The following is a 26,716-nucleotide window of genomic DNA, read 5'->3' on the forward strand; positions in this document are numbered from 1 at the left end:
AGGCGTCGGGATTCAGTATGGTATACAGGAGTATGAATGGGGTGAGCGTCATTGATGGGACTGGAAAAAACGACAAGAATGAATTATCTTTTTGATTTCTATCAGGAGCTGCTGACGCCCAAACAGCGCAGCTATATGAGCTTGTATTATCTGGACGACCATTCGCTCGGCGAAATTGCCGAAGAGTATGAAATCACCCGCCAAGCGGTGTACGACAATATCCGCCGGACCGAAGCGATGCTTGAAGAATATGAGGAGAAGTTGCAGCTGTTCGAGAAATTCCAACGGCGCCAGCAACTCGTCTCGACTTTTGAAAAACAGCCATTCACGGATGACAATGTCCAGAAATTTTTGGATGAATTGAAGGAATGGGACTAGGAGGCGGTATATAGTGGCATTTGAAGGATTATCTGAACGCCTGCAGGGGACGATGACCAAAATCAAAGGCAAAGGGAAATTGTCCGAAGCAGACGTAAAAGAGATGATGCGCGAAGTCCGCTTTGCCTTGATCGAAGCGGACGTCAACTTGAAAGTCGTCAAATCATTCATCAAGAAAGTCAGCGAACGCGCGGTCGGCCTTGAAGTAATGGAAAGTTTGACGCCAGGCCAGCAGGTCGTGAAAATCGTCAAAGATGAACTGACTGAACTGATGGGCGGCGAACAAAGCAAAATCGACTTTTCGACGCGCCAGCCGACGGTCATCATGATGGTCGGTCTGCAAGGCGCCGGTAAGACGACGACGACCGGGAAGCTTGCAGGCGTGCTACGCAAAAAGAATAACCGGAAGCCACTGCTGGTCGCAGCGGACGTCTATCGCCCGGCTGCAATCAACCAGCTCGAGACGATCGGCAAGCAATTATCATTGCCGGTATTCTCCAAAGGCACGGAAGCAAACCCTGTCGATATTGCCCGTGAAGCGATCGAACACGCCAAAGCGGAACACCTGGATACGGTCATCATCGATACGGCGGGCCGCCTGCATGTCGATGAGCAATTGATGCAGGAACTGAAAGACATCCGTTCGATCAAAGAACCGGATGAGATTTTCCTTGTCGTCGATGCGATGACCGGGCAGGATGCGGTCAACGTGGCGCAAAGTTTCGATGACGCAATCGGCATCACAGGAGTCGTTTTGACGAAACTTGACGGCGATACGCGCGGCGGTGCAGCATTGTCGATCCGCACCGTCACCGAAAAACCGATCAAGTATATCGGTACAGGCGAGAAAATGGATGCGCTTGAACCATTCCACCCAGAGCGCATGGCGTCCCGCATACTCGGCATGGGCGATATGCTATCCTTGATCGAAAAAGCGCAAACGAACGTCGACGAGGCCAAAGCGAAGGAATTGGAAGAGAAATTCCGTACGTCGTCGTTCACGTTCGATGATTTTCTTGAGCAATTGGACCAAGTGAAGCAAATGGGGCCGCTCGATGAAATTCTGAAGATGCTCCCAGGCGCGGGTAAAATCAAAGGCCTCGAAAATGCCAAAGTGGACGAGAGCCAAATGGGGCGCGTCGAAGCGATCATCCGCTCGATGACGATCCAGGAGAAGACGACTCCCGAAATCATCAATGCAAACCGTAAAAAACGGATTGCCCGCGGTTCCGGAACGTCCATCCAAGACGTCAACAGGCTGCTCAAGCAGTTTGAAGACATGAAGAAAATGATGAAACAAATGTCCGGAATGGCCGGCAAAAAGGGCAAGAAAAAGATGTCGATGCCAGGCCTGGACTCGCTTTTTAAGTAATTTTGTTAGTGTTAAGAAAAAATACTTTACAAACCTTTTAAAGCTTGCTAATATAATATCTTGTGTGAAACTATTCGGAGGTGCTTTATAAAATGGCAGTAAAAATTCGCTTAAAACGTATGGGAGCTAAAAAGTCTCCTTTCTACCGTATCGTAGTCGCTGATTCACGTGCCCCACGTGACGGCCGTCAAATCAAAACAGTAGGTACTTACAACCCGCTGACAGTTCCAGCTGAAGTTAAAATCGACGAAGAATTGGCGTTGAAATGGCTTCACGATGGCGCTAAACCATCTGACACAGTACGCAACTTGTTCTCTCAGAACGGCATTATGGAGAAATTCCATAACGAAAAACTAAACAAGTAAGGGAGCGTTCTTATGGAGCAGCTGATTGAAACGATCGTCAAGCCGCTAGTTGATTATCCGGAAGCAGTTCGTATTGAAAAAGACGAAAACACTAACCGAGTCGTCTACAAGCTTTCCGTGCATCAAAGCGATACAGGGAAAGTCATCGGCAAGCAAGGACGTGTAGCGAAAGCTGTACGCTCTGTCGTCTATTCAGCAGCAGGAAATTATCATAAGAAGAAAACGTACCTTGATATTGTGGATTGAAAGGAAGGAGCCCCGGTTCCTTCCTTTTTTTTCAGGAAAAAATAAAGGAAGGGTGTTTATGCGTGGAATGGTTTAACGTAGGAAAAATAGTCAATACCCACGGAATCCGCGGTGAAGTGCGCGTGATGTCCCGTACCGATTTCCCGGAAGAACGGTTTGCGATCGGCAATAAGCTCGGGCTTTTCACAGCCGGCGCGAAAAAGCCGATCATGGTGAAAGTAGCGAGCCACCGTACCCATAAAAACTTCAATCTTGTATCTTTTGAAGGCTATCCGACCATCAATGATGTCGAGCAGTTCAAGGAAGGCTATCTGAAGATCGCTGAACACGATCTCGGCGATCTGGAAGAAGGCGCTTTTTACCATCATGAAATTCTCGGCTGCCAAGTGTTTTCAGTTGATGGCGAGGAGATCGGAAAAGTGACGGAGATTTTGGAGACAGGGGCCAACGATGTCTGGGAAGTAACGCCGGATAAAGGCAAAAAGCATTACATCCCCTATATCGAAGACGTCGTCAAAGAAGTCGATATCGATGAAAAGAAAATCACCATCGAAGTACTGGATGGTCTCCTATCATGATGAACATCCAAGTGTTGTCTCTTTTTCCGCCGATGTTCGAAGGGGTGTTCCAGCATTCGATCATGAAAAAGGCGCAGGACAAAGGAGCGGTCACTTTAGGCGTAGTCGACATCCGCGAATTTGCCGACAATAAGCGACAAGTGGATGATTACCCTTTCGGCGGCGGCGCTGGCATGGTGCTGAAACCGGAACCGGTTTTCAATGCGGTCGAGAGCATCACAAGTGACGGCAAGAAACCGCGCGTTATCTTGATGTGCCCGCAAGGCGAGCGCTTTACGCAGAGCAAGGCAGAAGAACTTGCCCGCGAAGAGGAACTGGTGTTCATTTGCGGCCATTACGAAGGCTATGATGAACGTATCCGTGAACATCTGGTTACCGACGAAATCTCCATCGGCGACTTTGTGTTGACCGGCGGGGAGCTGGCAGCCATGACTGTGATCGACAGCGTTGTAAGGCTGCTCCCGGGTGTGCTCGGCAATAGTGATTCCCCGGTCCGCGATTCCTTTTCGACCGGCCTCTTGGAGCATCCGCATTACACGCGTCCAGCGAGCTTTAGAGACATGGTCGTTCCGGCCGTATTGACGTCCGGGAACCACGCCAAAATTGAAGAGTGGCGGGAAGAGCAAGGCCTCAAGCGTACACTTGAACGCCGCCCCGACCTTCTTGACCATGTCGAACTGAGCGATAAACAAAAAAACATACTGGCTCGCTTACAAGCCGAAAAATAAATCAGGATAGCTCTTGCAGCCAAACGCATGAAGTGATAGTATGGAAAATGTACTTTTATGTGAAGTACACGAATCACGGTGTTCCGCTGCAAAGATTACGGATTGCAAGAGCATCTGTAGAAGGAGAGAAAAAACATGCAAAACATCATTGCTGAAATCACTAAAGAACAACTTCGTGCGGATCTTCCAGATTTCCGTCCAGGAGATACTGTTCGCGTCCACGTGAAAGTTGTCGAGGGAACTCGCGAACGTATCCAGGTATACGAAGGAGTCGTTATCAGCCGTCGCGGAGGCGGAATCAGTGAATCATTCACTGTCCGTAAAATCTCGTACGGTGTAGGTGTTGAACGTACATTCCCTGTACACACGCCGAAAATCGCTCAGCTTGAAGTTACTCGCCGTGGTAAAGTACGTCGTGCTAAATTGTACTACTTGCGCAACCTACGCGGTAAAGCAGCTCGTATCAAAGAAATCCGTTAATATTGCAAACAAGGGAGAAGGCTTAATGCCTTCTTCTTTTGCATGTAAAAGGCCTGGGCTGATTGCCTGGGCCTTTTTAAATGCATTTTTCAAGGCGCTAAAAGCATGGCGCACGGAGGCAAATAGCTTTTCTTTTCTTTGCTAAACACCTTGTTTCGCTGTACAATTAAAGCATTAAGCGCGGGGAGGAACACGCATGGAAGCTGAAGGGAAAAAGAAGAATGAAGTGTGGGAATGGTCCAAAGCTCTATTGATCGCGTTCGGCCTTGCGGCAATTATCCGGTTTTTCTTATTCACCCCCATTGTGGTGGACGGGGAGTCGATGATGCCGACCCTGGAGCACGGCGACCGGATGATCGTCAATAAAATTGGTTATAATATCGGTGAACCGGATCGATTCGACATCATCGTTTTTCATGCGCCGGAACAAAAAGATTATATCAAGCGGGTCATCGGATTGCCGGGCGACCATGTTGCCTATGAGGAAGACCAGCTCTTTATAAATGGAGAAGCAGTGGAAGAACCTTATCTCGAACAATACAAGACAGGCATAACGGGGACCTTGACAGAAGACTTCGTGTTAGAGGATATCACCAGCTATTCCACGATCCCTGACGGTTATGTTTTCGTCATGGGGGATAACCGCAGGGCAAGCAAGGACAGCCGGCACATCGGGCTGGTGCCGATCGAAGAAGTGATCGGCAATACGAGTTTCGTTTTTTGGCCGGTGGATGAAGCCGGCATCGTAAAATAAGGAGTGGTGTCATGACGATTCAATGGTTTCCCGGGCATATGGCGAAAGCGCGTCGGGAAGTAACGGAAAAACTGAAATTGGTGGATATCATCTTTGAATTGGTGGATGCCCGCTTGCCGCTATCATCGCGAAATCCGATGATCGACCAAGTGATCCAGCAAAAGCCCCGCCTCATCATCCTCAATAAAATGGATATGGCAGACGAGCGGGAAACAAAAAAATGGATCGAGCATTTCGAAAGGGAAGGGACCCGTGCGGTGGCGATCAATTCCCTGGAAGGAAAAGGGCTGCAGGCGGTCACGAAAGCTTCAAAAGAGATCCTTAAAGAAAAATGGGACCGGATGGAAGCGAAAGGCATCAAGCCGCGCGCCATCCGTGCCATGATCGTCGGCATCCCAAATGTCGGGAAATCGACCTTGATTAACCGCTTAGCCAAGAAAAGCTTGGCGAAAACGGGCAATATGCCGGGAGTTACAAAAGCTCAGCAATGGATAAAGGTCGGCAAAGAAATCGAATTGCTCGATACGCCAGGGATTCTTTGGCCGAAATTTGAGGACCAAGAGACCGGCCAGAAACTCGCGGTCACTGGGGCGATCAAGGATTCGGTTATCCAAATGCAGGAGTTGGCGATCTATGCGCTGAAGTTTCTGGAGGAACGCTATCCGGACCGGTTGATGGACCGCTACGGCATCGACCATATCGATGAAGACTTGGTGAAGACTTTTGATCATATCGGCAAAAAACGCTATATGATCGGCCCTGATGGCGAAGTCGATTATGAAATGACGGCCGAGATCATCATTCGCGATATCCGCAACCAGCATCTTGGGCGCATCACCTTCGATTACCGGGATGAAATGATTGCAGAACAAGACGAATTGGCATAATACAGCGGGTCCTCAAACAGGGCCCGCTATTTCTTTGTGAAAAGGAAGTGGCGACATGGAGACGGCAGCATCGATCAAGGAAAAATTAGGGCAGGCAGAAACATTCGAACCATGGATGGAGGAGTTGAAAGGCGATTCGCGCAAAAGCGTCCAGCAATTGCTCGGCGCCTGGCAGCGCCGTATCGACAAAAAGCTTTCTTTGCTGCAGCGTTTGGAAGACAAGCAAAGCTTTGATCGACAGTTCAAAAACCATCCGGGTTCGCTCGTTGCCGGCATTGATGAGGCAGGGCGTGGGCCGCTTGCCGGGCCGGTTGTGACGGCGGCTGTGATCTTGCCGGAAGATAGCAGCGCATTCATCGGTTTGGATGATTCGAAAATAATAGCGAAAGCGAAGCGCAACGAATTGGCGCAGCTGATCAAACAACAGGCGATCAGTTGGTCGGTCCATATCCAGCCTCCTGAAGCTATCGACCGGCTGAATATTTACCAGGCGACAAAACAATCGATGGAAGCAGCAGCAAACAATTTGGACACGGCGCCTGACGTGGTGTTGGCTGATGCCATGGAACTTGCGCTCCCGATGCCTTCCGAAGCGATCATCAAAGGCGATGCCAAAAGTTTATGCATCGCCGCCGCGTCGATCTTAGCAAAGACCGGCCGGGACGATTTAATGGAAGAATACGCCCAGATGTATCCGCAATACGGCTTTTCGAAGCATGCAGGTTACGGCACGAAAGACCATCTGGCGGCGCTAGAAGCGCATGGCCCTTGCCCAATTCACCGCAAGACGTTCGAACCAGTCAAATCGATGGCTCAAAGACCATAAGAGACGGAAAATTCGAAGTTTTATGCAGAGTGGCTGTCAGCTGTGGACATTCTGTGGCAACTTTAATACAATGGTAGAGGCAATAAAATTAAGAGACAGATGTTTGATTGGAGGATGACAGATGAATATCCATGAATATCAGGGAAAACAGGTCCTGAAACAATATGGCGTATCAGTACCAGAAGGCCATGTTGCTTTTTCACCTGAAGAAGCAGTCAAAGCAGCGAAAGAACTTGGTTCGGATGTTGTCGTTGTTAAAGCCCAAATCCACGCAGGTGGACGAGGCAAGGCAGGCGGCGTCAAGCTGGCGAAAAACTTGGACGAAGTGCGTGAATATGCGAAGGAATTGCTTGGCAAGGTCCTCGTGACGCATCAGACAGGCCCAGAAGGCAAAGAAGTTAAACGCCTTTACATCGAAGCGGGCAGCAATATCGAGAAGGAATACTACCTTGGACTGGTCCTAGACCGTGAAACTTCACGCGTCACATTGATGGGCTCAGAAGAAGGCGGTATGGATATCGAGGAAGTTGCAGCGAACACTCCAGATCGCATCTTCTACGAAGAAATCGATCCGGTTGTCGGTTTGACTGGCTTCCAGGCGCGCCGCATGGCATTCAACATGAACATCCCGGCTAAGCTTGTCAATAAAGCAGCCAAATTGATGCTTGGCCTTTACCAGGCATACCTTGAAAAAGACGCCGCAATCGTCGAAATCAACCCATTGGTCGTTACAGGCGACGGGCAAGTAGTGGCTTTGGATGCGAAGTTCAACTTCGATGCCAATGCGCTATACCGTCACCAGGACATCATGGAAATGCGCGATTACGATGAAGAAGATGCTAAAGAAATCGAAGCTTCCAAGTATGACTTGAGCTACATTTCTTTGGACGGGAACATCGGCTGTATGGTTAACGGTGCCGGCCTTGCTATGGCAACAATGGATACGATCAACTATTACGGCGGCTCACCCGCTAACTTCCTTGACGTTGGGGGCGGTGCCACTGCTGAGAAAGTAACGGAAGCATTCAAGATCATTCTTTCCGATAAGAATGTCAAAGGGATCTTCGTTAACATTTTTGGCGGAATCATGAAATGTGACATCATTGCGGAAGGCGTTATCCAAGCGGCTAAAGAAGTCAGCCTGGAAGTGCCACTTGTCGTCCGTCTTGAAGGAACAAACGTAGAAATCGGTAAAAAACTGCTGAACGAATCAGGTCTGAACATCGTAGCGGCCGGCACTATGGCTGACGGCGCGAAAAAGATCGTAGAACTTGTAGGCTAAAGAAGGGCAGGGACAAAAATGAGCGTATACATTAATAAAGACACAAAAGTGCTTGTACAGGGAATTACAGGGTCAACTGCCCTTTTCCATACGAAGCAAATGCTTGAATACGGAACGAAAATCGTTGCGGGTGTAACACCAGGCAAAGGCGGAACTGAAGTTGAAGGCGTACCTGTTTTCAACACGGTTGAAGATGCCGTAAAAGCTACAGGTGCCAATGTATCTGTAATTTATGTACCGGCTCCTTTTGCTGCTGACGCAATTCTTGAAGCAACAGAAGCTGAGTTGGATATGGCAATCTGCATCACTGAGCATATTCCGGTACTCGATATGGTCAAAGTGAAGCGTTATATGGAAGGCAAGAAAACACGCCTTGTCGGACCGAACTGCCCGGGTGTCATCACTCCGGACGAATGTAAAATCGGCATCATGCCTGGATACATTCATAAAAAAGGACATGTCGGTGTTGTATCGCGTTCAGGTACTTTGACGTACGAAGCGACTCACCAATTGTCTGAAGAAGGAATCGGCCAATCGACTGCTGTCGGAATCGGCGGAGACCCGGTCAACGGCACGAACTTTATCGATGTATTGAAAGCATTCAATGAAGATGAAGATACGTATGCTGTCGTCATGATTGGTGAAATCGGCGGTACTGCAGAAGAAGAGGCTGCACAATGGGTGAAAGAGAACATGACGAAACCTGTTGTCGGCTTTATCGGCGGCCAGACGGCTCCTGAAGGAAAACGCATGGGCCATGCCGGTGCGATCATTTCTGGAGGCAAAGGAACAGCTGCAGACAAGATCAAAGCAATGAACGCTGCTGGAATCGAAGTTGCAGATACACCGTCCGTTATCGGCGAAACTTTGATCAAAGTTATCAAAGAAAAAGGCCTTTACGACGCTTGTAAAACTCATTAATCCATAAATTAAGCCTGAAACGTTGATACAGCAGCGTTTCAGGCTTTTTTATTTTGTCTTTTTTAAGCTACTCGCACAAAACTCGCACACTATGCCTCAAAAAACTTCCCAAAGATCTCCCCGTAATGAATTTTGAGTTGGTTCGGAGCATTTCGTTTCATTCGCTTCGTGACGTGCGTATAAATGTTTTTTGTCGTCTTGGCATCCGAATGGCCAACCCGATTCATGATCGTATCCAGGTCGATTTCGGCTTCTGTCAGCATGGTGATATGCGTATGTCGGAGAAGGTGAGGGCCATCTCGTTTCCCAATGCCCGATTTCTCGCAGATCCGGAGATAGCGGCGGTAAATGAATTTGGCTGAGTATGGATAGCCGGTCTTCGGCCGGCAGAACACAAAGTTCATGTCGTGGTAATTGTCAGTTGCTTTTCGATATTTCAGCCGGTTCTCCATCTGCCTAACTTTCAAGCGTTTTAGCAGGTTCAAGGTGTCACTTTCGATATCGACCACTCGAATGGATTGACTCGACTTAGGTGGCGTCAATTCATATTCCTCTACGGCTCCTGGACTGTCCATCGTTTTAGTGATGCGGATTCGGCTTTCCTCAAAATCGATGTCTGCCCATTTTAATGAACAGACTTCACCAGCTCGCATCCCCGTAAAGGCGATCAGATAAAACCATTCCTCATCAAAGATCAGGCCGATGTCTCGCGCCGCATATAGAAAGGTTGTCAGTTCTTCACGCTCGAAATACTTCTCTTTGATTTCCTCACTTTCGATTTCCTCTACTGTTCGCCGGCGCTTCGGCATTATGACTAAGTTCACCGGGTTATCCAGTCGCAGCCGTTGCTTCTGAGCATGCACAAAGACAAAGTTCGCAGTGACTTTTACATGCGTAATCTGGGACTTGGATGCACCTTTCCGATGAAGGTCCATTAGCATTTCTTGAATATGCTGGTGTGAGATTTTACCAATCAGCATATCGCCTATGTAGCTGTTCACCAATTTCAGCGTAGAATCCCGACTGCGCAGCGTGCTCTTTTTTACGCCGGAATGCGCATAGATATCAAACCATTCAGCAGCTGTCTCCCGAAAGAGAACGCGGTTGGCTGTTCGGCCATCGATTCCGGATTCCAAAATCTTTAAGGATTCCTTCACCTTGATTTGCGCAGCCGTTTTGCTTTTTGCCTGTTTGCGGATCGGGTTCCGTTTATTCGTGTAGGGATCCCGAGGCCCTTCTTCGTAACATTCCCAATTGCCATTGGACAGTTTTCTACATTTCATCGCACACACTCCCTCTTGCTCACCGTATCACGCAGCAGCTACACCCGCCGGTACATTTTTTCCTTGCGCTGAATAGCCGTTGGTATTCTTTTAACCCGCTGGGATGTCTATCGGTACATTAAGTTCTGCAGGTACTGATGAAGCCGTTTCAGTGCGAAATCTCTTGTCACTTTGAACGTTTCCATGATGGACCACACAGCTTCATTTTCCGTTGGCGGCAACTCCATTCGTTCGAGCATAAAAGTGGGGATGCAGACATACTGTGCAAAGTTGATTGATTTGTGTTCTTGATAGACTTGGAACGGCATTGGCATGGTTAGTTGATTCCCGGCGTGCCAGAGGGCATGGCAAAGCTCGTGACCAAAGTCTTCCCACTGCTCAGCGTCGGACACTCGACTGTCGAGAATAATACCAGCACCGAGATTCATGGATTCACACGGTAGATAGAAAATCGAAATGCCATTACGAGAGGATAGCGTATCGATGCTTAATTGGTGTGGATGATAGATGTCGATGGCTTGGCACATATTATTTACGTATTGTTCGCTCCAGTTGTAAGTATAGCTCACGTGACCACTCCTAATTAGAACGTATGTTCTTTTTGAGGTTGAAAGAAAAGCTCAGCTGATAGCCGAGCTCGTCCATCTTATCGTAAATCAATCATTCCTGTTTCAGTTCCGAATAATCCACTCTGCACTTGCAATTGCAAGTCTTCGCTTTCTGCAACATCAGGGTTTACGTCGAATACGACTTTACCAGTCACTTCAGAATCAGGATTCACTTCTTCTGCCAAGAAGGCGTTTTGAATCGTTCCGTCTTCTTGCTGGTTTCCTGAGATACTAGCCATTGCGTCAGCTTCGTATGTTTTCTCACCAAGTTTTAGTTTAAAGAATGAAGTATCAACCATGACAGCTTCATTGCCACCATTGGTATAAGTTACATCAAGCACCACATATTTACCAGAAGCTGTTTCTGGCAGCATAGACGGCCCAACTTGATCAGCCGTTTCGATGCTATTGATAATGAACGTTGCATCTCCTACTTGAACTTCTTCGCCAATTCCAGCTACTTTCACTTCTTCTTTCTCTGCGGTTTCTGTCGCTGGAGCCGAACTATCGGTTTCCGTAGATGTTGTCGACGATTCGTCGCCTCCACCAAATGCGACTGCTGCGATGATCACTAGAACAACGAGACCAATGATCCCCAAGCAACCGATTTTAAAGACTTTCTTCATACATATTGCCCCCCTACTTCTATTATCTTACTCCTATATTCTAGCAAATATTGGAGGGAAAGCGATACCTTTTGTGAAAATTAACCAATCATTTGTTATTTTTCTTCCGTTTTTTCATGACCTTGTCCACTTCATAGGCGATTTCGATACGCTCAATCATGTCCATGATGTCATCGGATTTATTTTTAAACTGAAGGTAATCATTGTTTGCGGCCCAATCGAGAGCTTCTTGCTGGTAGGCGGTAAGGGAGTCATAGTCTTTCTGGTCAATGCCCAGTTGATCGGAGGGAAACAGACTTTCTTGACTGACTTCCTTATGTGCGACGTCTCTTCCTAATAAGTAGTCGGTTGTTACGTCGAAGTAATCTGCAATTTTAACCAATGTCTCGTAGTCGGGATTTCGATTACCACTCTCGTAAGCAGTATAAGCAGGTCTTGTAAGTCCTAAATACTTGGCCACGTCTTGTTGTGTTCTCTTTTTTCTATTTCTTAATTCCTTCAATCTTTGCGACAGCATTTCCAGCACCTCCGTGACTACAATTTTAACGTAACAATGAGTGACAATATATATAAAGTAACGAATTGAAACTTTTTTCGTTTTCTCGTTGACAATGTAACGTAATGATACTAATATAAGGGTAACGAAACGATACATGGAGGTGAGAACATGAAGAGCGAGCAAAGAGTTTGGCTAAAGAAGTTCAGAAATAATAAAGGTTTAACTCAATTGGAAGTCGCTAAAAAAGCAGGAATTAAGCGTCCGAACTACACCATGATTGAAACTGGACAAAGAAAACCTAGCGTTGCTACTGCAAAGTCAATCGCATCAGCACTTGGTTTTGACTGGACCATTTTTTTTGAAGAAGAAGGTAGCGATTCGTTACAAAAGCGAGTAGCAATCTAAGGGAGGGGTGATCAACTAAGTCTTGCTCACCAGGCAAGACAAAACTCCTGAGGAAAATTTAAACAAGAAAGAGGGGCATCGATATGAACGAATTGCAAAATGTTTTCAATTACGAAGGTAAGCAAGTACGTACTTTCAAAAAGGGTTCTGACATCTTCTTCGCAGCCAAAGATGTGTGTGATGTTCTCGAGCTGTCAAATGCCACTGTTGCTGTCGGAAGACTCGATGAAGATGAGGTGACTAAGTTCAACTTAGGGAGCTTAGCTGGAAACACAAACTTCGTTTCTGAATCAGGATTATACAGTTTGATCCTCGGAAGCAGAAAGCACGAAGCCAAGAAATTCAAACGATGGGTCACTCATGAAGTTCTCCCAAGCATTCGAAAGCATGGCGCCTACATGACGCCAGACACGCTTCAGCAGGCCATTCTGAATCCAGACTTCGCGATCGGATTGCTGACCAACTTGAAAGACGAGCAAGAGAAGCGCCGGGAAGCAGAGTTGCAAATCGAGACGCAAAAGCCAAAAGTGCTCTTCGCAGAATCGGTCGAAACCAGCAAAACTTCTATCTTAATCAGAGAGCTTGCAGTATTGCTCAAGCAAAACGGCATCGATACCGGAGAACGTCGCTTGTACACGTGGTTGCGAGAAAACGGATATTTGGTCCGCCGACACGGGAGCGACCGGAACATGCCGACGCAGCGCAGCATGAATTTGGGGCTCTTCGAAGTAAAAGAGACGCCGATCCATCACAACAGCGGAGACATCAAGGTCGGCAAAACAACGAAAGTCACTGGTAAGGGCCAAGTGTACTTTATCAATAAGTTCTTGTCGGAACGCTTGGCAATCTAAACAGTTGAACGAAAGGAATGATCTAAATGGATTTTTTCAAATGCGAAATTTGCGGAGATGTTCTTGATATAGAAGGCGATGACATTGAGTACGACGAGGAAGAAAACACTTATTGTTCTGCTTGCTTCATGAATGAATCTGATATAGGGGAGTCACAAATCGGCCAAAAGGAGTGATTTCATGAAAATAGCCTTTGGGGCAGTTTCATTTAAAGTAAATCGTTTTGCTGAAGGAGAAAAATTTACAGACTATAACGGCATTACTGAAATGACAATAGCAAAAATTACTGATGAATTTTGCCACATTAAGTTCTCTGATGATTTATCTAATTTCACACACAAATATCGCATGCCGTACAGGATACTGCCAGAAAAACATGAACAGCTTCAATTATTTTAAACAATCTTTCCGACCATAAGGAGAAAGAAAAAAGGCGCGAGGGAGCGCCCGTGAGGAGTGATAAACGTGGAAACCATGCTCGTGACATTAACCGTCGAGGAATTCCGGCAAGCCATTCGCGATGAGGTTCGTTCGGAAGTACATGCTGCAATCAAGGAGATGGCTCCGAGGGAGGAGCTACCGCACTTTCTAACAGTGGAGGAAGCAAAGGCACTGCTGAGGGTCAGTCATTCGAAGATGTATGAGCTTATGGGCCGTTCAGACTTTCCAGTCTGCCGAGAGTTCGGAACAAAAATCTACACAGACAAGCTGTTCAAGTGGATTGAGGATAATACACCGGCGCTCCAGAAGAGGAAGCATTCCTTGTCTGTAATTTAAGTATAAGCGTTTCAACAAGTTCTGTTGGTACGCCTGAATAGAAAATTCAATTCAAATGGGACACAGGAGGATGATGACAATGACAAAGAATCGATTAACGCAAGCCATGCGCGAAATGCGCGGCGATGAAACACAGCAGCAAATGGCAATGGGGCTGAACGTATCACGAGAGGCTGTCACTAAGTACGAGGGCGGTGCTCGCAATATTCCGCAAGACATCGCACAAAACCTGATGGCGAAGCACGACAACCCACGCTTCGCTCTCGCTATACGAAGTGAGTATACGAAAACGGGGCCGGTATGGTTGGACGGCCCGAACGTGGATCTGCATCGCTCGGCGGTGAAGGAGAAGACGCTGGAAGAAATCAAAGAGGCCTATGAGGCGATTAAAGCATTCAGCTTTGCTCAGCCATTCACGAGCCTATCCGCCTGGCACTCGCCGGAAGTCGAAAAGGTATTGGAAGAGGCAGTAGAGGCCATCACATCATTAGAGCATTTGGTCGTCGTGGTCTGTGAGGAAGCTTCCATCAGTTACAACGAAACCTGGCACAAGCATCATCTTCAACTGCGATCGAAAGGTTATCTGCAATGATCCAAGCCGGCGAAGCATTACACACGCTCATCGCTACTGGCCTTGTGGGATTCCTTTGCTTCTTAGTTGGCACGCAGTTCGGTTCTATAAATGCACAAAAAAACGACGACTGAGATTTGAGCTCAGCCGCCGTAAGTAAAAGTAAGGTTACTTCGATTATAGCGAGAGCTTTGGCTCTCGTCAATCAGCCCAGGAATGTTCCCCCGTTTCCGTTCCTGGTCTGATTGATGGGATTCAACCATCAGAGGGAGGCGAAGAGAATGAATCATCCAGACGTAGAACGCTGCATGCTGACAGGCTATCCAGTTACAGACGCACGCTTCGAGAGCTCAGAAATCTCTATCGAAGTTGAGAGCGATCATCCGATTGAGGACCATTTCGGTTCGGAGATCCAGACAGGCGACACGTGGTTTGAAGACAAGGCAGGTCGCGTAGTGCTTCAAGACAACATGGAAGACTACTTAATCGAAGTCGTCGGCGCTGAATTCTTCAAGGCACTAAAATAGCCAGCTGCTTAAAAAGCAACCGGCTAAACAGTCCCATTGGCGTGGGCTGAAAAAACATTCTATAACGCTATTTTAGCACAGAAAATGGAGGGATATCAATGCGAGCATTATTACTTGCTGATACACGGGATCTAAGCCGCGAAGATTGGCTTGAGCAGCGGAAGAAAGGTATTGGCGGCAGTGACGTGTCAGCCATTGCCGGCTTGAACAAATGGAAGTCTCCTATTGGAGTCTACCTTGATAAAACCGGTCAATCACCGGAAGAAGACACGGCCGGCGAAGCCGCGTACTGGGGAAATGTCATGGAAGACATTGTCGCCCAAGAGTTCTCAATTCGTACAGGCATCCGAGTCCGAAAGCGCAATGCCATTCTGCAGCATCCCAAGCATCCTTTCATGCTGGCGAACGTTGACCGGCTGATTGTCGGGAAGGAAGAAGGGCTTGAATGCAAAACGGCTTCTGAGTATCTAAGAGGCGAATGGGAAGACGAAGAAGTCCCAGCGGCATATCTGCTTCAATGTCAGCACTACATGGCTGTCACAGGATATAAAGCATGGCATATCGCAGTATTAGTCGGCGGCAACAAGTTCATCCATAAGAAAATCGAACGGGACGAAGAGTTGATCCAGTACCTAATCGATATTGAACAGGATTTCTGGAACAATCACGTTCTTGCTGAGATTCCACCAGCATTCGATGGATCGGACGCCTCGACAGACTTGTTGAAAGCCATGTATCCCGAAGAACAGCCTTCCAGTGAAATCAAGCTTGGTAATGATGTCGAGCAGATGCTAGAGGCGATGGATCAACTGACAGAAGATATTAAAGTCTTCACTACCAAGAAAAAAGAGTATGAAAATCAAATCAAAGCCATCCTGGGCGAAAACGAAAAAGGCCATACGCTCAACCGGATTGTCACTTGGAAGAGTTACGAAACAAATCGAATTGATTCCAAGCGTTTGAAAGCTGAGCAGCCGGATCTATTCAAAAAATACACAAACACGACAACCGCACGTCGGTTCACCGTGAAATAGGAGGAAAACACATGCCAAACTGGGCTGAAGGTTCACTAAAAGTAAGAGGAAAAGAGAAAGATATTGTCGCATTTTTGAGAGGTGCTCTTGGTGGCATTCCTTCTTTTGGAGCAAGTATTAAGGCGGCTCTTGGCGGCGGCGAAATTGAAGTGCCAGGCGTAACTATTGAAGAGGACGACTTCAACATGGTGATTAGTTCGCCAAACGGCTTGCATATTGAGGGCTCTCGTCGCGCGTTTATTGAAGGGTCTGTTGATTACTGGTTCTTAGATGAGGACGACGAAGAAGAACCTGCACAGGTAGTATTCACAATCGATAATTTCAAACAAGCTTGGGCAGTTCAATCAGATAACTTCGCTCGGCTTTCGGAGAAATACAATATCGACATAAAAATTCATGCATTCGAAAGAGGCATGCAGTTCAATCAACTTATTGAAATTCACAAAGGTGAAATCATTCATGATCAAGAGATTCAATTCGATGATTACGAATGGGAGTGCGTTATGCCCAATCTTGGAGGTTGAATATTTCGCAATTATAAACAATAAAAACTAGGAGGAATTTACTCATGGCAACGAATGAAGCAGTCAAAAACCAATTAGCAAATCAGAACAAAAACAGCGTGGCTAACAAAGAAGTAAAGCCAGAACAAACGCTGAATGCTCTACTCAAACGTATGGGCCCCGAGATTCAACGGGCTCTTCCAAAGCATATGGATGCGGATCGCATCGCTCGTATCGCTTTAACAGCCGTTCGTACTACGCCAAAGCTTCTGGAATGTGACCAAACATCTTTCCTAGCAGCCATCATGCAATCAGCACAGCTCGGCGTGGAACCAAACACAGGGCTTGGCCAGGCTTACCTGATTCCTTATGGCAAGCAAGTGCAGTTCCAGTTGGGTTACAAGGGTCTTATCGACTTAGCGGTGCGCAGCGGTCAATACAAAGCGATTTACGCCCATGAGGTTTATGAAGACGATGAGTTCGAATTCAGCTACGGCTTAATCAAAGACTTGGTCCACAAACCGGCAGCCATTCCTACCGGCGAACCAATCGGATATTACGCGGTCTATCATCTGCAAAATGGCGGTTATGACTTTGTGTACTGGACGAGAGAACGCATTGATCATCACGCCAAGAAATTCTCTCAGGCTGTGCAAAAAGGCTGGACGAGCCCATGGAAAACCAACTACGACGCAATGGCCAAGAAGACGGTCCTGAAAGAAGTTCTGAAATACGCTCCAAAATCCATTGAGCTGCAGAAAACGGTCGAAGCTGACTCCACGATCAAGACAGAGCTCAGCCAAGATATGAGCGATGTGATCGACGTGACAGATTACACGGTCTTGGATGACCAGCCAGAAACTGCAGAACCGGAAGCAACGGAACCACCAAAAGAAGAAAAGCCTAAGAAACAAAGTATTCACGAACAGACACTGGTTTAAAGAGTAACGGGGAGTTGAGGGACTCCCCGTATCTTTTAAAAGATATCGCACTATAAGAGGAATTGAGGGGTTCTAATGAGCGACGTTAAATGGATTAAATTAAGTACGCAAATGTTCGAAGATGAAAAAATACGTTTGATTGAAAGCATGCCGGAAGCAGACACCATCTTGATTGTATGGGTGAAGTTGCTCTCTCAAGCCGGACGCGCCAACAATAACGGCTACATTTATCTATCAGAAAATATTCCGTACACAGATGAAATGCTGGCAACGATATTCAATCGGCCACTCGGAACAGTTCGCATGGCGTTAGAAGTTTTCCGGAACTTCGGAATGATTGACATCGATGAAGATCACTTTATCAGCATATCAAATTGGGAAAAGCATCAGAACGTTGCTGGGCTCGACAAAATACGTGAGCAAACCAAAAAACGCGTTGAAAAGCATCGGCAGGCAAAGAAAAAGTTAGCCTCTCCACCAAAAAACAAACCCGACGAAGGTTGTAACGTTACAGGTAACGCTACAGTAACGCCGGATAACGCAACAGAACTAGAACTAGATTTAGAACTAGAACTAGAAAAAGATGTTGTTGTTGATGATAAAAGCGCTGGTAAAGCATTCAGGTTCTATGAACAAAATATCAGCCACTTAGTTCCCCATATTGCCGAACGAATTTCTATCATGATTGATGAATCATCTGAGGAGTTGGTTCATGAGGCATTGAAACGTTCGGTGGAAGCGAATGCGCGGAACAAGATGAATTATGCGGACACGATATTAAGAGCATGGAGCGATCAACGCATCACTACCTTGTCAGCGGTCTTAGCTGCCGATAAGGAAACCGAACGACGGAAGCGAGGGAACGCGAATGGAACCACTTCAAAAGATCATGGAGGACCTGACGACGAAGAATGGGACGGATTCTCACTCTGATGGCGTTGTCTGCGAACATTGCGGCGATCTGGTCCCGCCGATGGAAGTCGAAGTCTTAGGCAGAACACGATGGGTGCAGCCGGTCTGTAAATGTGAGGCTGACATTCGGAAAGAGGAAATCGTGAAATATCAGAACGTGCAGCGTGAACGGGAAGTCCGGGAGCTTTTTTCCATCAGTGACTTGGGTGAACGGTTCCAGTCGTCTACCTTTGACAATTTCACGATGCGGTCCGGTGCTGAGAATGCTTTGAAGATTGCCCAACACTATTCTGAGAACTTCGATGACTTCGGCTATGAATCGATTCTGCTGTGGGGCGTACCAGGGAATGGGAAGTCTCACTTGGCCGCCGCGGTTCATAATCAGCTTCGTGAAAAAGGAAAGGTTGTCGTCTTCATTTCGATGCCGGATCTGCTTAAAAAAATCAAAGCAACATTTGGCAAAGGTAAAACCGAAAGTGAGGAACAAATCCTCAAGGCGTTGAAAATCTGTGACTTGCTGATAATAGATGACATCGGCGCAGAGAAAACGAGCGAGTGGGTGGAAGAAATCATCTTCCTGATCATCGACAATCGCTACCGCCGCAAGAAGCCAATTATGGCCACATCGAACCTAGAACCTAAAGAATTGTCTGGAAAGATTGGGAATCGAGCCTATGACCGAATGCTGGAGATTTCCCAGCCGATTGAAAACAAAGCGACCAGCTATCGCAGAGAACTGGCAAAGGGGCGCCGGTCGAAGTTCGATCACTTACTAAATTAACGAGGAGGACGAGGGGATGGAATACACAAAACACCGCCAGTATTTGCTCAATCAATTAATTTTGGTGCTTGGCGCATGGAAGGCACAGGGCGAGAACGATGCCAGTCTTGAGCAGGAGTTCATGAATCTCTTAAAGGCATTGCATCCGAACATGCAAACGGCTATATCGATTTTGGAGAAGCACATGGATATGGAGGTGGCGGCATGAAAAAAGAAATGAAAATTTCAGTCAGCGATGAAACAAAGAAATTCTTTCTAGCTTTCGAAGAGTGGCGAGAAGGAGTCGGCCACGAGATATCTGTTGGAAAATATCGTTTCTCGGCAGTGCCAACATCCGGAGGAATTATCATTTCGGAAGTTACCAGTGGAGCAAAGTTCATGAATCTCCCGTTAAACCCCTATGTCATATTGCGGACTTCAACAAAGGAGGACGCGGTCGAGTATCTTACGGAAGTCGGAGAGGGACTTCGTAAATTACTACTATCTGTTCCTGCATCAGAACTTAATAAAAAGATAGAAAAAACAAGACTCGATGCTATTGATAGACTCGGACCAATGCCGAAAATAGAGAAATTCGATAGCTCATGGATGTTTGAAGAAAGCAAAGGCACTCACTAAATCTCGCTGGGGAGGCGAAGGGGATGAAACACAACGCGCACATTCACATGAAGAACTGGATCGCCGAGTTGAGGGGCTACGGAATCCATCAGGGGCCAGGCGGCCAAGCTTTGGAAGAGATGGACTATTACGATATTCGCTCGATGGTCGTGAAAGCACAGATGCAACGCAATCTCGAAGTTAAGTCGAGCCCGTGGTTTCCATGAGCAAGGCGCGCTGGACATTGTTGTGGCGCTGGGAAGATGGACAGCGGGTCACGATCTACGAACCTTTGCGGCCTTCTGCTGTCAAAATATTACGCAAGAAGGGTTGGAAATTACTATGACGGAAGATGAAAAGTATCAGACGGTGATTGAGGCGCTGCCGAAATGGCAGCCGTCTCGCACTGATCGCCGGTTCGGACTTACGTCCATCAAATCAATTGTGAAATGCACGTTGAAAGAGGCGCTTGAGATTAGGGATAGGCTCTCTTACGAAGGAGCGATGCCTACGAGGGCTTGGAATGATTGAGTTCATTCAGTTCCTATGGGGAGCGTCGCTGGTTACTACTGCCATTGTGGGCATCTTGAGCATTATATTGGTGCCGGATAAAAAACTAGGTAAGCGATTGGAGGAAGTGGAATGAGCAGAGATTTTAAATTTCGCATATGGGACCAGCGCGTACCTGGATCGCTTATGTCTTATGACGATGGACATTTCAGCATCAGTGCTCATGGTGAAGTGTTCTGTGTGAATGATGATGTCAGTATCGAAAACGATTCATTCCTGATGCAGTACACCGGAAGAAAAGATAATACCGGAGTTGAGCTTTATGAAGGCGATATCGTGCCAGTCCAGGGAATGATTCATCTTGGTTGGAAACAAGGGACATACCGATTTAAAGGCAACGGCAAGGTTGTCTACCTCGCTGATGCAATGCGATTTGCTTTTATTGTCAACACGGAAGAGTACGGATATCAGATTGTCTGTTATGACAAAGGCATTCGCCAGCAGTACGAAGTGATCGGCAACATCTACGAAAATCCTGAATTGCTGAACACTTAATTTTTTTATAAATAAGTTGTCAATATTTTCTTTTAACTCACTGAGCTAAGCATTTCGGGATGTTAAAAATTTGAAAGGGGATGGGACAAGATGGGACGAACAACTTACCAGCCATTAACTGAAAAGCAACGCTTCATGCTGAACTGGATCCGCGAACTGAAAAGCGCAGGCATTACGAGCGGGCCGAACAATCAGCCGCTTGAGCAATTGGGTTATTACGATCTGCGCAGCGTCGTGATGCAACAGCGAGAAAACTAAAAATCGACAGGGGGAAATTACATGAGCTTCAAGTTGACGATTACGAAGGTACAGCATACTGAGCACGGCCGTGATGAAAACAAACTGCAGTTGACGAACGATGAGGCGTTTGTGAACGGCACTGAAGTAATTAATCTGATGCAACGGTTCTTTGGCGGACAAGAGGTAGCCACGCCAAAAGAAAACGTAGCTGTAAAAGTCCAGAGCCCAACGTTGGCCAAGCCCGCAGCTCCAACTCCGGAACCGGTTCAAGAATCTAAGTCGTTAGCAGAAGAGGCAATTGAAGCAGCTGAGACAGAATACAAGTTCGACATCGGCAAGAAACCATGTGAAAAGCCAGAGCCTAAAGGTCGGCCTCGTGCGGTAGAGCTGATCGGCTCAGAGCGCTCGAGCTTCTCGATTGCTGATAAGTACCCGGACTTGAAGATGCCATCAAGTGAGGGGCGCACCGATGGATTCGATGACAGACAGAATGTTCAAGTTTTGATTCGGTGTCTCGAATGCGGCTATAACGGCAAGCACGGCACGTACCTAACGAACGTTTACACCAAATGTAAAGGGTGCGGCGAAAAGCTTTTCTTAGAGAATGCCGCAGATGAACGTGGTGAGGCAGATTTTGACGGCAACGTATTTGTTGCCCAGGACCGGTACAAGACGCGGCGTGAGCTTTGGGAAGAAAAGAACGGCGTAACGGCCGATGCTTAACGTCATTTGGATTTGCATCGCATTGATCGCTGCCATGACGCTGAGCTGGTTATTGCGGAGTTGACGGAAACGCGGAAGGGAGAATGGATCCGGAATGAAAACAAGATCACCATTAATTTGGTTCGGTGGAAAAAGCAAGCAAGCAGATTTAATCATGAGTAAGATGCCAGCTCACAAAGTTTACATCGAGCCATTCGGCGGAGCTGCCCATGTGATCGCTCAAAAGAATCGAGTTAATCATGAGGTCTATAACGACATAGATGGCGTTGTGGTGAATTTTATTCTCCAGTCGATTGAGAACACGGAAAAACTAATCGAACGCTGTACGGCTATCCCTTACAGTCGAGAGCTATACGACCGTTATCGCAAAGAGGAATTACCTCGAGATCCATTCGAGCAAGCAGTTAGATTCTTTTATCTGAATCGCTCGGCCATATCGAAAGGAAATTCCGAAGAAGTCCCGAAGACCGGATGGCGACATAGCACCAGCTCGAGTCAGAACCCAGCAATGGGCTATATCAGCGCCTGTCAGATTATTAGAGACTTTGCCAAGAGAATGCAGGGCGTCATGATCGAGCGCGCAGACTTCAAAACGATTATAGAAAAGTACGATTCAGACGAAGCTTTATTCTATGTTGATCCTCCATATGTCGGTCGAGAAAAGTTTTATGCGGGTGGATTCACAATGGAAGACCACCGAGAACTTGCCAGGCTGCTGAACAAGGTGCAAGGAAAAGTAATCCTTTCTTATTACGAGGACCCGATCATAGAAGAGTTATATGGGCACTGGAATATTGAACGGCATGGAGCATTTAAACAAGCGGTAGGTGGTCAAAACATCGGCGGCCAAGCAGAAGAATTGCTGATTATGAATTACGAGACGCGGCAATTGAGTCTCTTTTGACTTCGGTGTCCGACCAAACAGCGCAATAAAAAAGGAGGCCACGCATCATGTGGATTCTATACGAAGCTTATCTCAATTTGAAGCTGAAGCGCCGCTGGAAGAGATTCCAGAAACTAATGTATAAACAGTTCTATGTTACCCACCAAGGCATCCAAACAGTCGATAAAAAAGATTTACCAAAAGGAGCCCACTGGCATACGACCTTGCCCGGGAGAAAAGATGCGGCCCACTTCCGAGAGTCCGTTCATATCACCATTCCGGATTTGGGTGACGATCAACCGAATGGCCATCCGTACCAAGTGACGCTCGTTGATCATCGCGACAAAGAGCAACACCCATTACATCACCCGCGACTGAACCGTTTCTTTTACGAGGAAGCAAAGCGGAACGAGTTCGTCACGGCATTCGAGGAATCGGTAATGGATGCAGGTGGCCGCTTTACGAAAAAACCGCACTTGTAGCATCCCTTATTCAGTTCATTCAACATCCTCAGTGCTGAAGGCGATACGCACTTCAGCCTGACGGTGTACCACTAAAAGGAGGAATTAGCATGGTAGGTATTCTAATCGGCGGCATGATGGTCGCCCTGGTCACAGGTATGGTAGCAGGCATGGAAATTCAACAGCTGCGTCAAGACGAGCAGAAGAAGGGGGCTAATCAATGACTGAAAAACCGGTTTTGACAAAGGAACAAGCCGCCGCGCTGGAAGCTGCATTGCGAGAAGATCGACCTGATCAGATATTAAAGCGTGCAGCAAGAGATCATGAAACTTGGTTTTTTGATTGCCATCCTTTGAATTATTTAGAACTTCCGGTTTTAGCGAAAGCTCTGTATGTCGGATACGAAGTAGAAGAAGTGGCATATCTCCCTGGGGACATGGTGGTTTATAAAAATGGTGGACTGTTTGCCAATGGGAAACGAATCGCAACGGTCCACGCTCACGATAGAGAGAACAGAGCGGTGATGTTCGACAGTACATTCAACCATCCTCTGAACACTATGGGGACCAAACAGCTCAGAAAAGCCACGCCAGATGAAATCTTTTGGTTTTGTGAGTTGGGCAGAGATAGTGTGGGAGATTTCCGAGTCGGTGATATCACCGTGGATAGAAGAGAAATGATATTCATTGTCTCGGAGAGTGAATCGCAAGATGACCATCTTTCTATTTCCTTAGCAAAACTTTGGTATAAAGACGGCCTTATTGACGGCATCTACCCAGCAGAGTCATTTAAGCAATTCTTTAAAGCGGGGGATGACTGATGGAATTACACGTACTCTTCGAAAAACAACAGCAGCTGGAAGCAGAAATCGAGCGTAATCATCCGGTACGGCCAGGCGAGAATCGATTGAAAAAGCAACTTCTCGCCTTGATCGTTGAATTGGCCGAGGCTGCCAATGACTGGCGCGGCTTTAAATACTGGAGCGTTGACCAGGAAGCGAAAGAAACGCTCCTGGAGGAATATTGCGATGTGCTTCATCTCTTCCTGGCAATCGGGTTGAGAATCGGCAAGACAGAACTACCGGAAGGATTTGTGATGCTTGCGAGCGAGGACGTTGAGGATTGCTTGCTCGACATCTTTGAAGAGGTGCCGCAAATCGAATGGAGCAGCTATTGCTGGAACTTTTCGTTTTATCGATTCTTAGAGCTCGGCGATCTGCTCGGATTCAACTGGGAGCAAATATCAGATGCGTACATGGCCAAGCACGAAATCAATTGGCAACGACAGGAGGCTGGTTATTGACTTGGTCAAAAGGCACGACCTACACAGCTGCACAAGAAGAACTGTCACGGGCTCTAGCGTCTCAACAAACAATTAGTGTTAAGAAACTTACGCGACTGCTAAACAAGATGAACATTTCTATTCAGCCAGGGAACTCTTCAAAGAATACCGAGATTGCTTATCTAAAATCCGAAATCCGAAAACGGGATAAAAAGTTGTCAGCAATGGGGGAAAGGCTGAAGAAGTTGAAAGGAGCAAAGCAATGACTGAAGAGGATAGACAAGGCATGATCACCAGCCTGTCTGTGATGACAGGGAAACCGGAAAGCTATTTTGAGGACATGGAAGAACGGCGGCTTGTGCAAGAATATGACCGGCTGCTGCAGATTAATTGAGGGGGCAATAACGTGGAGAACATTTGCATTCAATATCACATTAAAGGTATCGGCAAGTCAGTTGTGAGAACCGTGAAGGCCAACAATGTCCAAGAAGCGACGAGCGAAGTTATGAACGACCTAGAATACGAAGAATACATTCTTTTCAACGGCGGAGAAGGTAGCAACGCAATCTATGGAATTGCCACCGACTCTGTAGCTTATTTCGAAGTTATGAGCGAGATAGAGTATAAAGCGAAAAAGTACGAAGAGGAAATGGATAAAATATTCCGGAGTGTTAAATGATGAACCAAATCGCATTCGAAATAGTCGGACAGCCAGTCGCCCAGGGTCGTCCCCGAGCCGGAAAAAGCTTCACGGGCAAAACGGTTCTCTACGATCCGGCGAAATCCCGGGACTTCAAACAATACGTGAAGCTCATTGCATCCCAGCACAAACCACAGGAGCTCATTCAGGGCCCGATACACTTGGAGCTGACATTCTATCAGCCGACACCGAAGAAGTATCAGACGCGGCCGAAACAGGAGCTTATTGCGGCGGGTTTATTGCTGCCGACTACAAAGCCGGACGTTGATAATCTGGCGAAGGGTGTTAAGGATGGGCTTTCCAAGATTATTTGGCAGGACGACAGCCAAGTGGTCAGCATGACGGTGAAGAAACTGTATAGCATAACGCCACGGGTGGACGTGCTGATTCGGTATAAGGAGGAAAACGGATGATTTCTAAAATAGAAAATGACATCACGCTTTGCAAAATGGGTGACGGAACGCTTTTCAGTGGAGTTGTGATTGATGACGAAGGCAATCCGAGGGGCATAGCTTTTTCAAAGACTCCTGAAGATAAAAACGGCTCTATCATATTCCAAATTGAAAATATTCAAGGTTTTACCGGTTATATGCTGCCAATTATTGCGCTTATGGAAGAATGGCATAAAAGTGACTTGACAGCCGGAACGGATGAAGAGCAAAAGATGTTCATGGAAGCCATAAAAGATTTAAAAGAAACGCTCGAACCATTTAAACCGAAAGCCAAGTAAGTTTCGTTTAGGCGAAGGAGGATCGCCATGAAGTATTTTTTGTTTGAAGCAGACGAGCTCGAGCTGAACTTGCTATTCTCTCCTGCGGAGTTGAGGGACTTCCAGGAGCTATGGCAAGCCGGCATCAGCATGACGAACATTGCGAAGAAGATGAGGCGCAAGCCAAGTGAAATTGCGCTGCTGGTGTTCGATCATGCCGAGCGCGGGCTGATTCAGAAAAGAGAGACGGGGATATTTGGGTTATGAACTGAGGAGGGGCAAAATGAGGGGTAAAATGCGGTTACAAGATGTTAAAATTTCGGAGACAGGAATGTTAGAATTGGATATAATGGAATTACCGGAGAGATGCTTCCTGGTCATCGATCAAGGGAAAGCAAGATACGCCGAACTTCATCCCCATGCAGAAACGAAAATCATCACGAATAAAGGGAAAGTGGCGCGTGTACGATTTGAAGAGGGGGAAGATTTTTAGTGGAGATTGCTTCAATGGTAATTGCAGCATTAAGCCTAATGTTGTCTATCGCGATAGCATTATCTCAATACCGCACTTACAAACGGTCTTTGTGGCCGTCATTCGAAATAAAACAACGTAACCTTTACGCTGAGCATTTCAATTTCGTGATCCATAATCGCAACACTCAACCTATTGGTGTATACAAAGTGGATTATCCGGGCGGCATTCAAATTGATCAAAAACAATTGTACCCGGAGGAGTTTGGCGCCGTGGTGCTCGAAGACTTGGATAGCGAAAGTCCGATGAAGATTGACGTCTATTATCAACTGAAAAATAATAAAAAGAGGAAAGCGACAATAGAACTCGTTCGCGATAAACAGAGCCTCTATATTCAAAAACAAGTACACAAAAATTTATAAGTCCCCCCGGCAAACCGGAGGACACAGA

At 46.9% G+C, this 26,716-nt stretch carries 46 protein-coding genes; 42 read left to right on the forward strand and 4 right to left on the reverse strand.

All coding sequences use genetic code 11. From position 1 onward, the window contains the following. Positions 1 to 54 precede the first annotated feature (54 nt). The 12 genes from AB9R92_RS15550 (at position 55) to sucD (ending at position 8,817) form a co-directional block, all read left to right on the forward strand. Positions 55 to 378 (forward strand): putative DNA-binding protein, encoded by a 324-nt coding sequence (locus AB9R92_RS15550; RefSeq protein ID WP_058383565.1) that lies wholly within the window; start codon positions 55 to 57, stop codon positions 376 to 378. Positions 379 to 391: 13 nt separating this feature from the next. After that, the gene (ffh, locus tag AB9R92_RS15555) at positions 392 to 1,750 is read left to right on the forward strand and encodes a signal recognition particle protein (protein WP_370670348.1); all 1,359 of its coding nucleotides are present in this window, start codon (positions 392 to 394) and stop codon (positions 1,748 to 1,750) included. 92 nt (positions 1,751 to 1,842) lie between these two features. Then, positions 1,843 to 2,115 (forward strand): 30S ribosomal protein S16, encoded by a 273-nt coding sequence (rpsP, locus tag AB9R92_RS15560; protein ID WP_058383567.1) that lies wholly within the window; start codon positions 1,843 to 1,845, stop codon positions 2,113 to 2,115. A gap of 12 nt (positions 2,116 to 2,127) precedes the next feature. After that, on the forward strand, positions 2,128 to 2,361 hold the full coding sequence (locus AB9R92_RS15565; RefSeq protein ID WP_101190532.1) for a KH domain-containing protein: 234 nt from the start codon (positions 2,128 to 2,130) through the stop codon (positions 2,359 to 2,361). Between the two features lie 62 nt (positions 2,362 to 2,423). Then, on the forward strand, positions 2,424 to 2,939 hold the full coding sequence (gene rimM, locus AB9R92_RS15570; protein WP_370670349.1) for a ribosome maturation factor RimM: 516 nt from the start codon (positions 2,424 to 2,426) through the stop codon (positions 2,937 to 2,939). After that, positions 2,939 to 3,667 carry a tRNA (guanosine(37)-N1)-methyltransferase TrmD gene (gene trmD / locus AB9R92_RS15575; protein ID WP_370670616.1) on the forward strand — a complete coding sequence of 243 codons (729 nt, stop codon included), beginning with the start codon at positions 2,939 to 2,941 and terminating at the stop codon, positions 3,665 to 3,667. Before rimM ends, trmD begins: the two co-directional genes overlap by 1 nt. A gap of 135 nt (positions 3,668 to 3,802) precedes the next feature. Continuing rightward, on the forward strand, positions 3,803 to 4,147 hold the full coding sequence (gene rplS, locus AB9R92_RS15580; protein WP_058383570.1) for a 50S ribosomal protein L19: 345 nt from the start codon (positions 3,803 to 3,805) through the stop codon (positions 4,145 to 4,147). Positions 4,148 to 4,343: 196 nt separating this feature from the next. Further along, the gene (gene lepB / locus AB9R92_RS15585) at positions 4,344 to 4,901 is read left to right on the forward strand and encodes a signal peptidase I (RefSeq protein WP_370670350.1); all 558 of its coding nucleotides are present in this window, start codon (positions 4,344 to 4,346) and stop codon (positions 4,899 to 4,901) included. An 11-nt stretch (positions 4,902 to 4,912) separates the two neighbouring features. Then, the gene (gene ylqF, locus AB9R92_RS15590) at positions 4,913 to 5,788 is read left to right on the forward strand and encodes a ribosome biogenesis GTPase YlqF (RefSeq protein WP_370670351.1); all 876 of its coding nucleotides are present in this window, start codon (positions 4,913 to 4,915) and stop codon (positions 5,786 to 5,788) included. Positions 5,789 to 5,843: 55 nt separating this feature from the next. Beyond that, entirely contained in the window at positions 5,844 to 6,614 is a 771-nt protein-coding gene (locus tag AB9R92_RS15595; RefSeq protein WP_370670352.1) for a ribonuclease HII, read from the forward strand. Positions 6,615 to 6,735: 121 nt separating this feature from the next. Beyond that, entirely contained in the window at positions 6,736 to 7,896 is a 1,161-nt protein-coding gene (gene sucC, locus AB9R92_RS15600) for an ADP-forming succinate--CoA ligase subunit beta (protein WP_370670353.1), read from the forward strand. A gap of 18 nt (positions 7,897 to 7,914) precedes the next feature. Then, complete coding sequence (sucD, locus tag AB9R92_RS15605; protein ID WP_370670354.1) at positions 7,915 to 8,817, forward strand: succinate--CoA ligase subunit alpha; 903 nt, start codon at positions 7,915 to 7,917, stop codon at positions 8,815 to 8,817. A gap of 89 nt (positions 8,818 to 8,906) precedes the next feature. Here sucD and AB9R92_RS15610 read toward each other — a convergent pair whose 3' ends face one another. From AB9R92_RS15610 to AB9R92_RS15625, 4 genes are all read right to left on the reverse strand, one after another. After that, positions 8,907 to 10,100, reverse strand: coding sequence for a tyrosine-type recombinase/integrase (locus AB9R92_RS15610; protein ID WP_370670355.1), 1,194 nt, complete (start codon positions 10,098 to 10,100; stop codon positions 8,907 to 8,909). Positions 10,101 to 10,207: 107 nt separating this feature from the next. Next, positions 10,208 to 10,669, reverse strand: coding sequence for an ImmA/IrrE family metallo-endopeptidase (locus tag AB9R92_RS15615; protein ID WP_370670356.1), 462 nt, complete (start codon positions 10,667 to 10,669; stop codon positions 10,208 to 10,210). A 77-nt stretch (positions 10,670 to 10,746) separates the two neighbouring features. Then, complete coding sequence (locus tag AB9R92_RS15620) at positions 10,747 to 11,334, reverse strand: DUF4352 domain-containing protein (protein WP_370670357.1); 588 nt, start codon at positions 11,332 to 11,334, stop codon at positions 10,747 to 10,749. An 88-nt stretch (positions 11,335 to 11,422) separates the two neighbouring features. Then, on the reverse strand, positions 11,423 to 11,851 hold the full coding sequence (locus AB9R92_RS15625; protein ID WP_370670358.1) for a helix-turn-helix domain-containing protein: 429 nt from the start codon (positions 11,849 to 11,851) through the stop codon (positions 11,423 to 11,425). Positions 11,852 to 12,001: 150 nt separating this feature from the next. Here AB9R92_RS15625 and AB9R92_RS15630 point away from each other — a divergent pair, with 150 nt between their 5' ends. From AB9R92_RS15630 to AB9R92_RS15775, 30 genes are all read left to right on the forward strand, one after another. Further along, complete coding sequence (locus AB9R92_RS15630; RefSeq protein ID WP_370670359.1) at positions 12,002 to 12,238, forward strand: helix-turn-helix transcriptional regulator; 237 nt, start codon at positions 12,002 to 12,004, stop codon at positions 12,236 to 12,238. Between the two features lie 83 nt (positions 12,239 to 12,321). Next, positions 12,322 to 13,089, forward strand: coding sequence for a phage antirepressor (locus AB9R92_RS15635; RefSeq protein ID WP_370670360.1), 768 nt, complete (start codon positions 12,322 to 12,324; stop codon positions 13,087 to 13,089). Positions 13,090 to 13,269: 180 nt separating this feature from the next. Continuing rightward, positions 13,270 to 13,488, forward strand: coding sequence for a hypothetical protein (locus AB9R92_RS15640; RefSeq protein WP_370670361.1), 219 nt, complete (start codon positions 13,270 to 13,272; stop codon positions 13,486 to 13,488). 75 nt (positions 13,489 to 13,563) lie between these two features. Next, on the forward strand, positions 13,564 to 13,866 hold the full coding sequence (locus AB9R92_RS15645) for a DNA-binding protein (protein WP_370670617.1): 303 nt from the start codon (positions 13,564 to 13,566) through the stop codon (positions 13,864 to 13,866). A gap of 79 nt (positions 13,867 to 13,945) precedes the next feature. Continuing rightward, a complete protein-coding gene (locus AB9R92_RS15650; RefSeq protein ID WP_370670362.1) occupies positions 13,946 to 14,458 on the forward strand; it encodes a helix-turn-helix domain-containing protein in 513 nt (170 codons plus the stop codon). A gap of 260 nt (positions 14,459 to 14,718) precedes the next feature. Continuing rightward, positions 14,719 to 14,964: a YqaI family protein gene (locus AB9R92_RS15655; protein ID WP_370670363.1), complete on the forward strand. Its 246-nt coding sequence runs from the start codon at positions 14,719 to 14,721 to the stop codon at positions 14,962 to 14,964. 98 nt (positions 14,965 to 15,062) lie between these two features. Next, positions 15,063 to 15,998, forward strand: a complete 936-nt coding sequence (locus AB9R92_RS15660; protein WP_370670364.1) for a YqaJ viral recombinase family nuclease — start codon at positions 15,063 to 15,065, stop codon at positions 15,996 to 15,998. Between the two features lie 11 nt (positions 15,999 to 16,009). After that, positions 16,010 to 16,522: a hypothetical protein gene (locus tag AB9R92_RS15665; RefSeq protein ID WP_370670365.1), complete on the forward strand. Its 513-nt coding sequence runs from the start codon at positions 16,010 to 16,012 to the stop codon at positions 16,520 to 16,522. Between the two features lie 44 nt (positions 16,523 to 16,566). Further along, the gene (locus tag AB9R92_RS15670) at positions 16,567 to 17,442 is read left to right on the forward strand and encodes a recombinase RecT (RefSeq protein ID WP_370670366.1); all 876 of its coding nucleotides are present in this window, start codon (positions 16,567 to 16,569) and stop codon (positions 17,440 to 17,442) included. A 75-nt stretch (positions 17,443 to 17,517) separates the two neighbouring features. Further along, complete coding sequence (locus tag AB9R92_RS15675) at positions 17,518 to 18,375, forward strand: phage replisome organizer N-terminal domain-containing protein (RefSeq protein WP_370670367.1); 858 nt, start codon at positions 17,518 to 17,520, stop codon at positions 18,373 to 18,375. Further along, positions 18,311 to 19,135 (forward strand): ATP-binding protein, encoded by an 825-nt coding sequence (locus AB9R92_RS15680; protein ID WP_370670368.1) that lies wholly within the window; start codon positions 18,311 to 18,313, stop codon positions 19,133 to 19,135. The genes AB9R92_RS15675 and AB9R92_RS15680 overlap by 65 nt, the downstream gene beginning before the upstream one ends. 16 nt (positions 19,136 to 19,151) lie before the next feature. Continuing rightward, the gene (locus AB9R92_RS15685) at positions 19,152 to 19,343 is read left to right on the forward strand and encodes a hypothetical protein (RefSeq protein ID WP_370670369.1); all 192 of its coding nucleotides are present in this window, start codon (positions 19,152 to 19,154) and stop codon (positions 19,341 to 19,343) included. Then, a complete protein-coding gene (locus AB9R92_RS15690) occupies positions 19,340 to 19,753 on the forward strand; it encodes a hypothetical protein (protein ID WP_370670370.1) in 414 nt (137 codons plus the stop codon). The genes AB9R92_RS15685 and AB9R92_RS15690 overlap by 4 nt, the downstream gene beginning before the upstream one ends. 23 nt (positions 19,754 to 19,776) lie before the next feature. Continuing rightward, positions 19,777 to 19,959 carry a hypothetical protein gene (locus tag AB9R92_RS15695; protein WP_370670371.1) on the forward strand — a complete coding sequence of 61 codons (183 nt, stop codon included), beginning with the start codon at positions 19,777 to 19,779 and terminating at the stop codon, positions 19,957 to 19,959. A 296-nt stretch (positions 19,960 to 20,255) separates the two neighbouring features. Beyond that, complete coding sequence (locus AB9R92_RS15700; RefSeq protein ID WP_370670372.1) at positions 20,256 to 20,378, forward strand: hypothetical protein; 123 nt, start codon at positions 20,256 to 20,258, stop codon at positions 20,376 to 20,378. Next, complete coding sequence (locus AB9R92_RS15705) at positions 20,375 to 20,797, forward strand: YopX family protein (protein WP_370670373.1); 423 nt, start codon at positions 20,375 to 20,377, stop codon at positions 20,795 to 20,797. Before AB9R92_RS15700 ends, AB9R92_RS15705 begins: the two co-directional genes overlap by 4 nt. Before the next feature lie 90 nt (positions 20,798 to 20,887). Next, positions 20,888 to 21,055, forward strand: coding sequence for a hypothetical protein (locus tag AB9R92_RS15710; protein ID WP_370670374.1), 168 nt, complete (start codon positions 20,888 to 20,890; stop codon positions 21,053 to 21,055). A gap of 21 nt (positions 21,056 to 21,076) precedes the next feature. Next, positions 21,077 to 21,760, forward strand: a complete 684-nt coding sequence (locus AB9R92_RS15715) for a hypothetical protein (RefSeq protein WP_370670375.1) — start codon at positions 21,077 to 21,079, stop codon at positions 21,758 to 21,760. 94 nt (positions 21,761 to 21,854) lie between these two features. Beyond that, complete coding sequence (locus AB9R92_RS15720; RefSeq protein WP_370670376.1) at positions 21,855 to 22,664, forward strand: DNA adenine methylase; 810 nt, start codon at positions 21,855 to 21,857, stop codon at positions 22,662 to 22,664. A 47-nt stretch (positions 22,665 to 22,711) separates the two neighbouring features. Further along, entirely contained in the window at positions 22,712 to 23,125 is a 414-nt protein-coding gene (locus tag AB9R92_RS15725) for a hypothetical protein (protein ID WP_370670377.1), read from the forward strand. A 199-nt stretch (positions 23,126 to 23,324) separates the two neighbouring features. Beyond that, positions 23,325 to 23,924, forward strand: a complete 600-nt coding sequence (locus AB9R92_RS15730; protein WP_370670378.1) for a hypothetical protein — start codon at positions 23,325 to 23,327, stop codon at positions 23,922 to 23,924. Further along, complete coding sequence (locus AB9R92_RS15735; protein ID WP_370670379.1) at positions 23,924 to 24,406, forward strand: dUTP diphosphatase; 483 nt, start codon at positions 23,924 to 23,926, stop codon at positions 24,404 to 24,406. Before AB9R92_RS15730 ends, AB9R92_RS15735 begins: the two co-directional genes overlap by 1 nt. Next, a complete protein-coding gene (locus AB9R92_RS15740) occupies positions 24,403 to 24,651 on the forward strand; it encodes a hypothetical protein (RefSeq protein WP_370670380.1) in 249 nt (82 codons plus the stop codon). Before AB9R92_RS15735 ends, AB9R92_RS15740 begins: the two co-directional genes overlap by 4 nt. Further along, positions 24,648 to 24,779: a hypothetical protein gene (locus tag AB9R92_RS15745; RefSeq protein ID WP_370670381.1), complete on the forward strand. Its 132-nt coding sequence runs from the start codon at positions 24,648 to 24,650 to the stop codon at positions 24,777 to 24,779. The genes AB9R92_RS15740 and AB9R92_RS15745 overlap by 4 nt, the downstream gene beginning before the upstream one ends. Positions 24,780 to 24,791: 12 nt before the next feature. Beyond that, positions 24,792 to 25,064 carry a hypothetical protein gene (locus tag AB9R92_RS15750; RefSeq protein WP_370670382.1) on the forward strand — a complete coding sequence of 91 codons (273 nt, stop codon included), beginning with the start codon at positions 24,792 to 24,794 and terminating at the stop codon, positions 25,062 to 25,064. After that, positions 25,064 to 25,498 (forward strand): RusA family crossover junction endodeoxyribonuclease, encoded by a 435-nt coding sequence (locus AB9R92_RS15755; RefSeq protein ID WP_370670618.1) that lies wholly within the window; start codon positions 25,064 to 25,066, stop codon positions 25,496 to 25,498. Before AB9R92_RS15750 ends, AB9R92_RS15755 begins: the two co-directional genes overlap by 1 nt. After that, positions 25,495 to 25,815, forward strand: a complete 321-nt coding sequence (locus AB9R92_RS15760) for a hypothetical protein (protein ID WP_370670383.1) — start codon at positions 25,495 to 25,497, stop codon at positions 25,813 to 25,815. Before AB9R92_RS15755 ends, AB9R92_RS15760 begins: the two co-directional genes overlap by 4 nt. A gap of 27 nt (positions 25,816 to 25,842) precedes the next feature. Then, entirely contained in the window at positions 25,843 to 26,061 is a 219-nt protein-coding gene (locus AB9R92_RS15765; protein WP_370670384.1) for a hypothetical protein, read from the forward strand. Between the two features lie 28 nt (positions 26,062 to 26,089). Further along, positions 26,090 to 26,287 carry an XtrA/YqaO family protein gene (locus AB9R92_RS15770; protein WP_370670619.1) on the forward strand — a complete coding sequence of 66 codons (198 nt, stop codon included), beginning with the start codon at positions 26,090 to 26,092 and terminating at the stop codon, positions 26,285 to 26,287. Continuing rightward, positions 26,287 to 26,688: a hypothetical protein gene (locus AB9R92_RS15775; protein ID WP_370670385.1), complete on the forward strand. Its 402-nt coding sequence runs from the start codon at positions 26,287 to 26,289 to the stop codon at positions 26,686 to 26,688. The genes AB9R92_RS15770 and AB9R92_RS15775 overlap by 1 nt, the downstream gene beginning before the upstream one ends. Positions 26,689 to 26,716 lie beyond the last annotated feature (28 nt).

It is taken from the genome of Planococcus sp. SSTMD024 (assembly GCF_041320495.1).
Taxonomy (GTDB): Bacteria; Bacillota; Bacilli; order Bacillales_A; family Planococcaceae; genus Planococcus.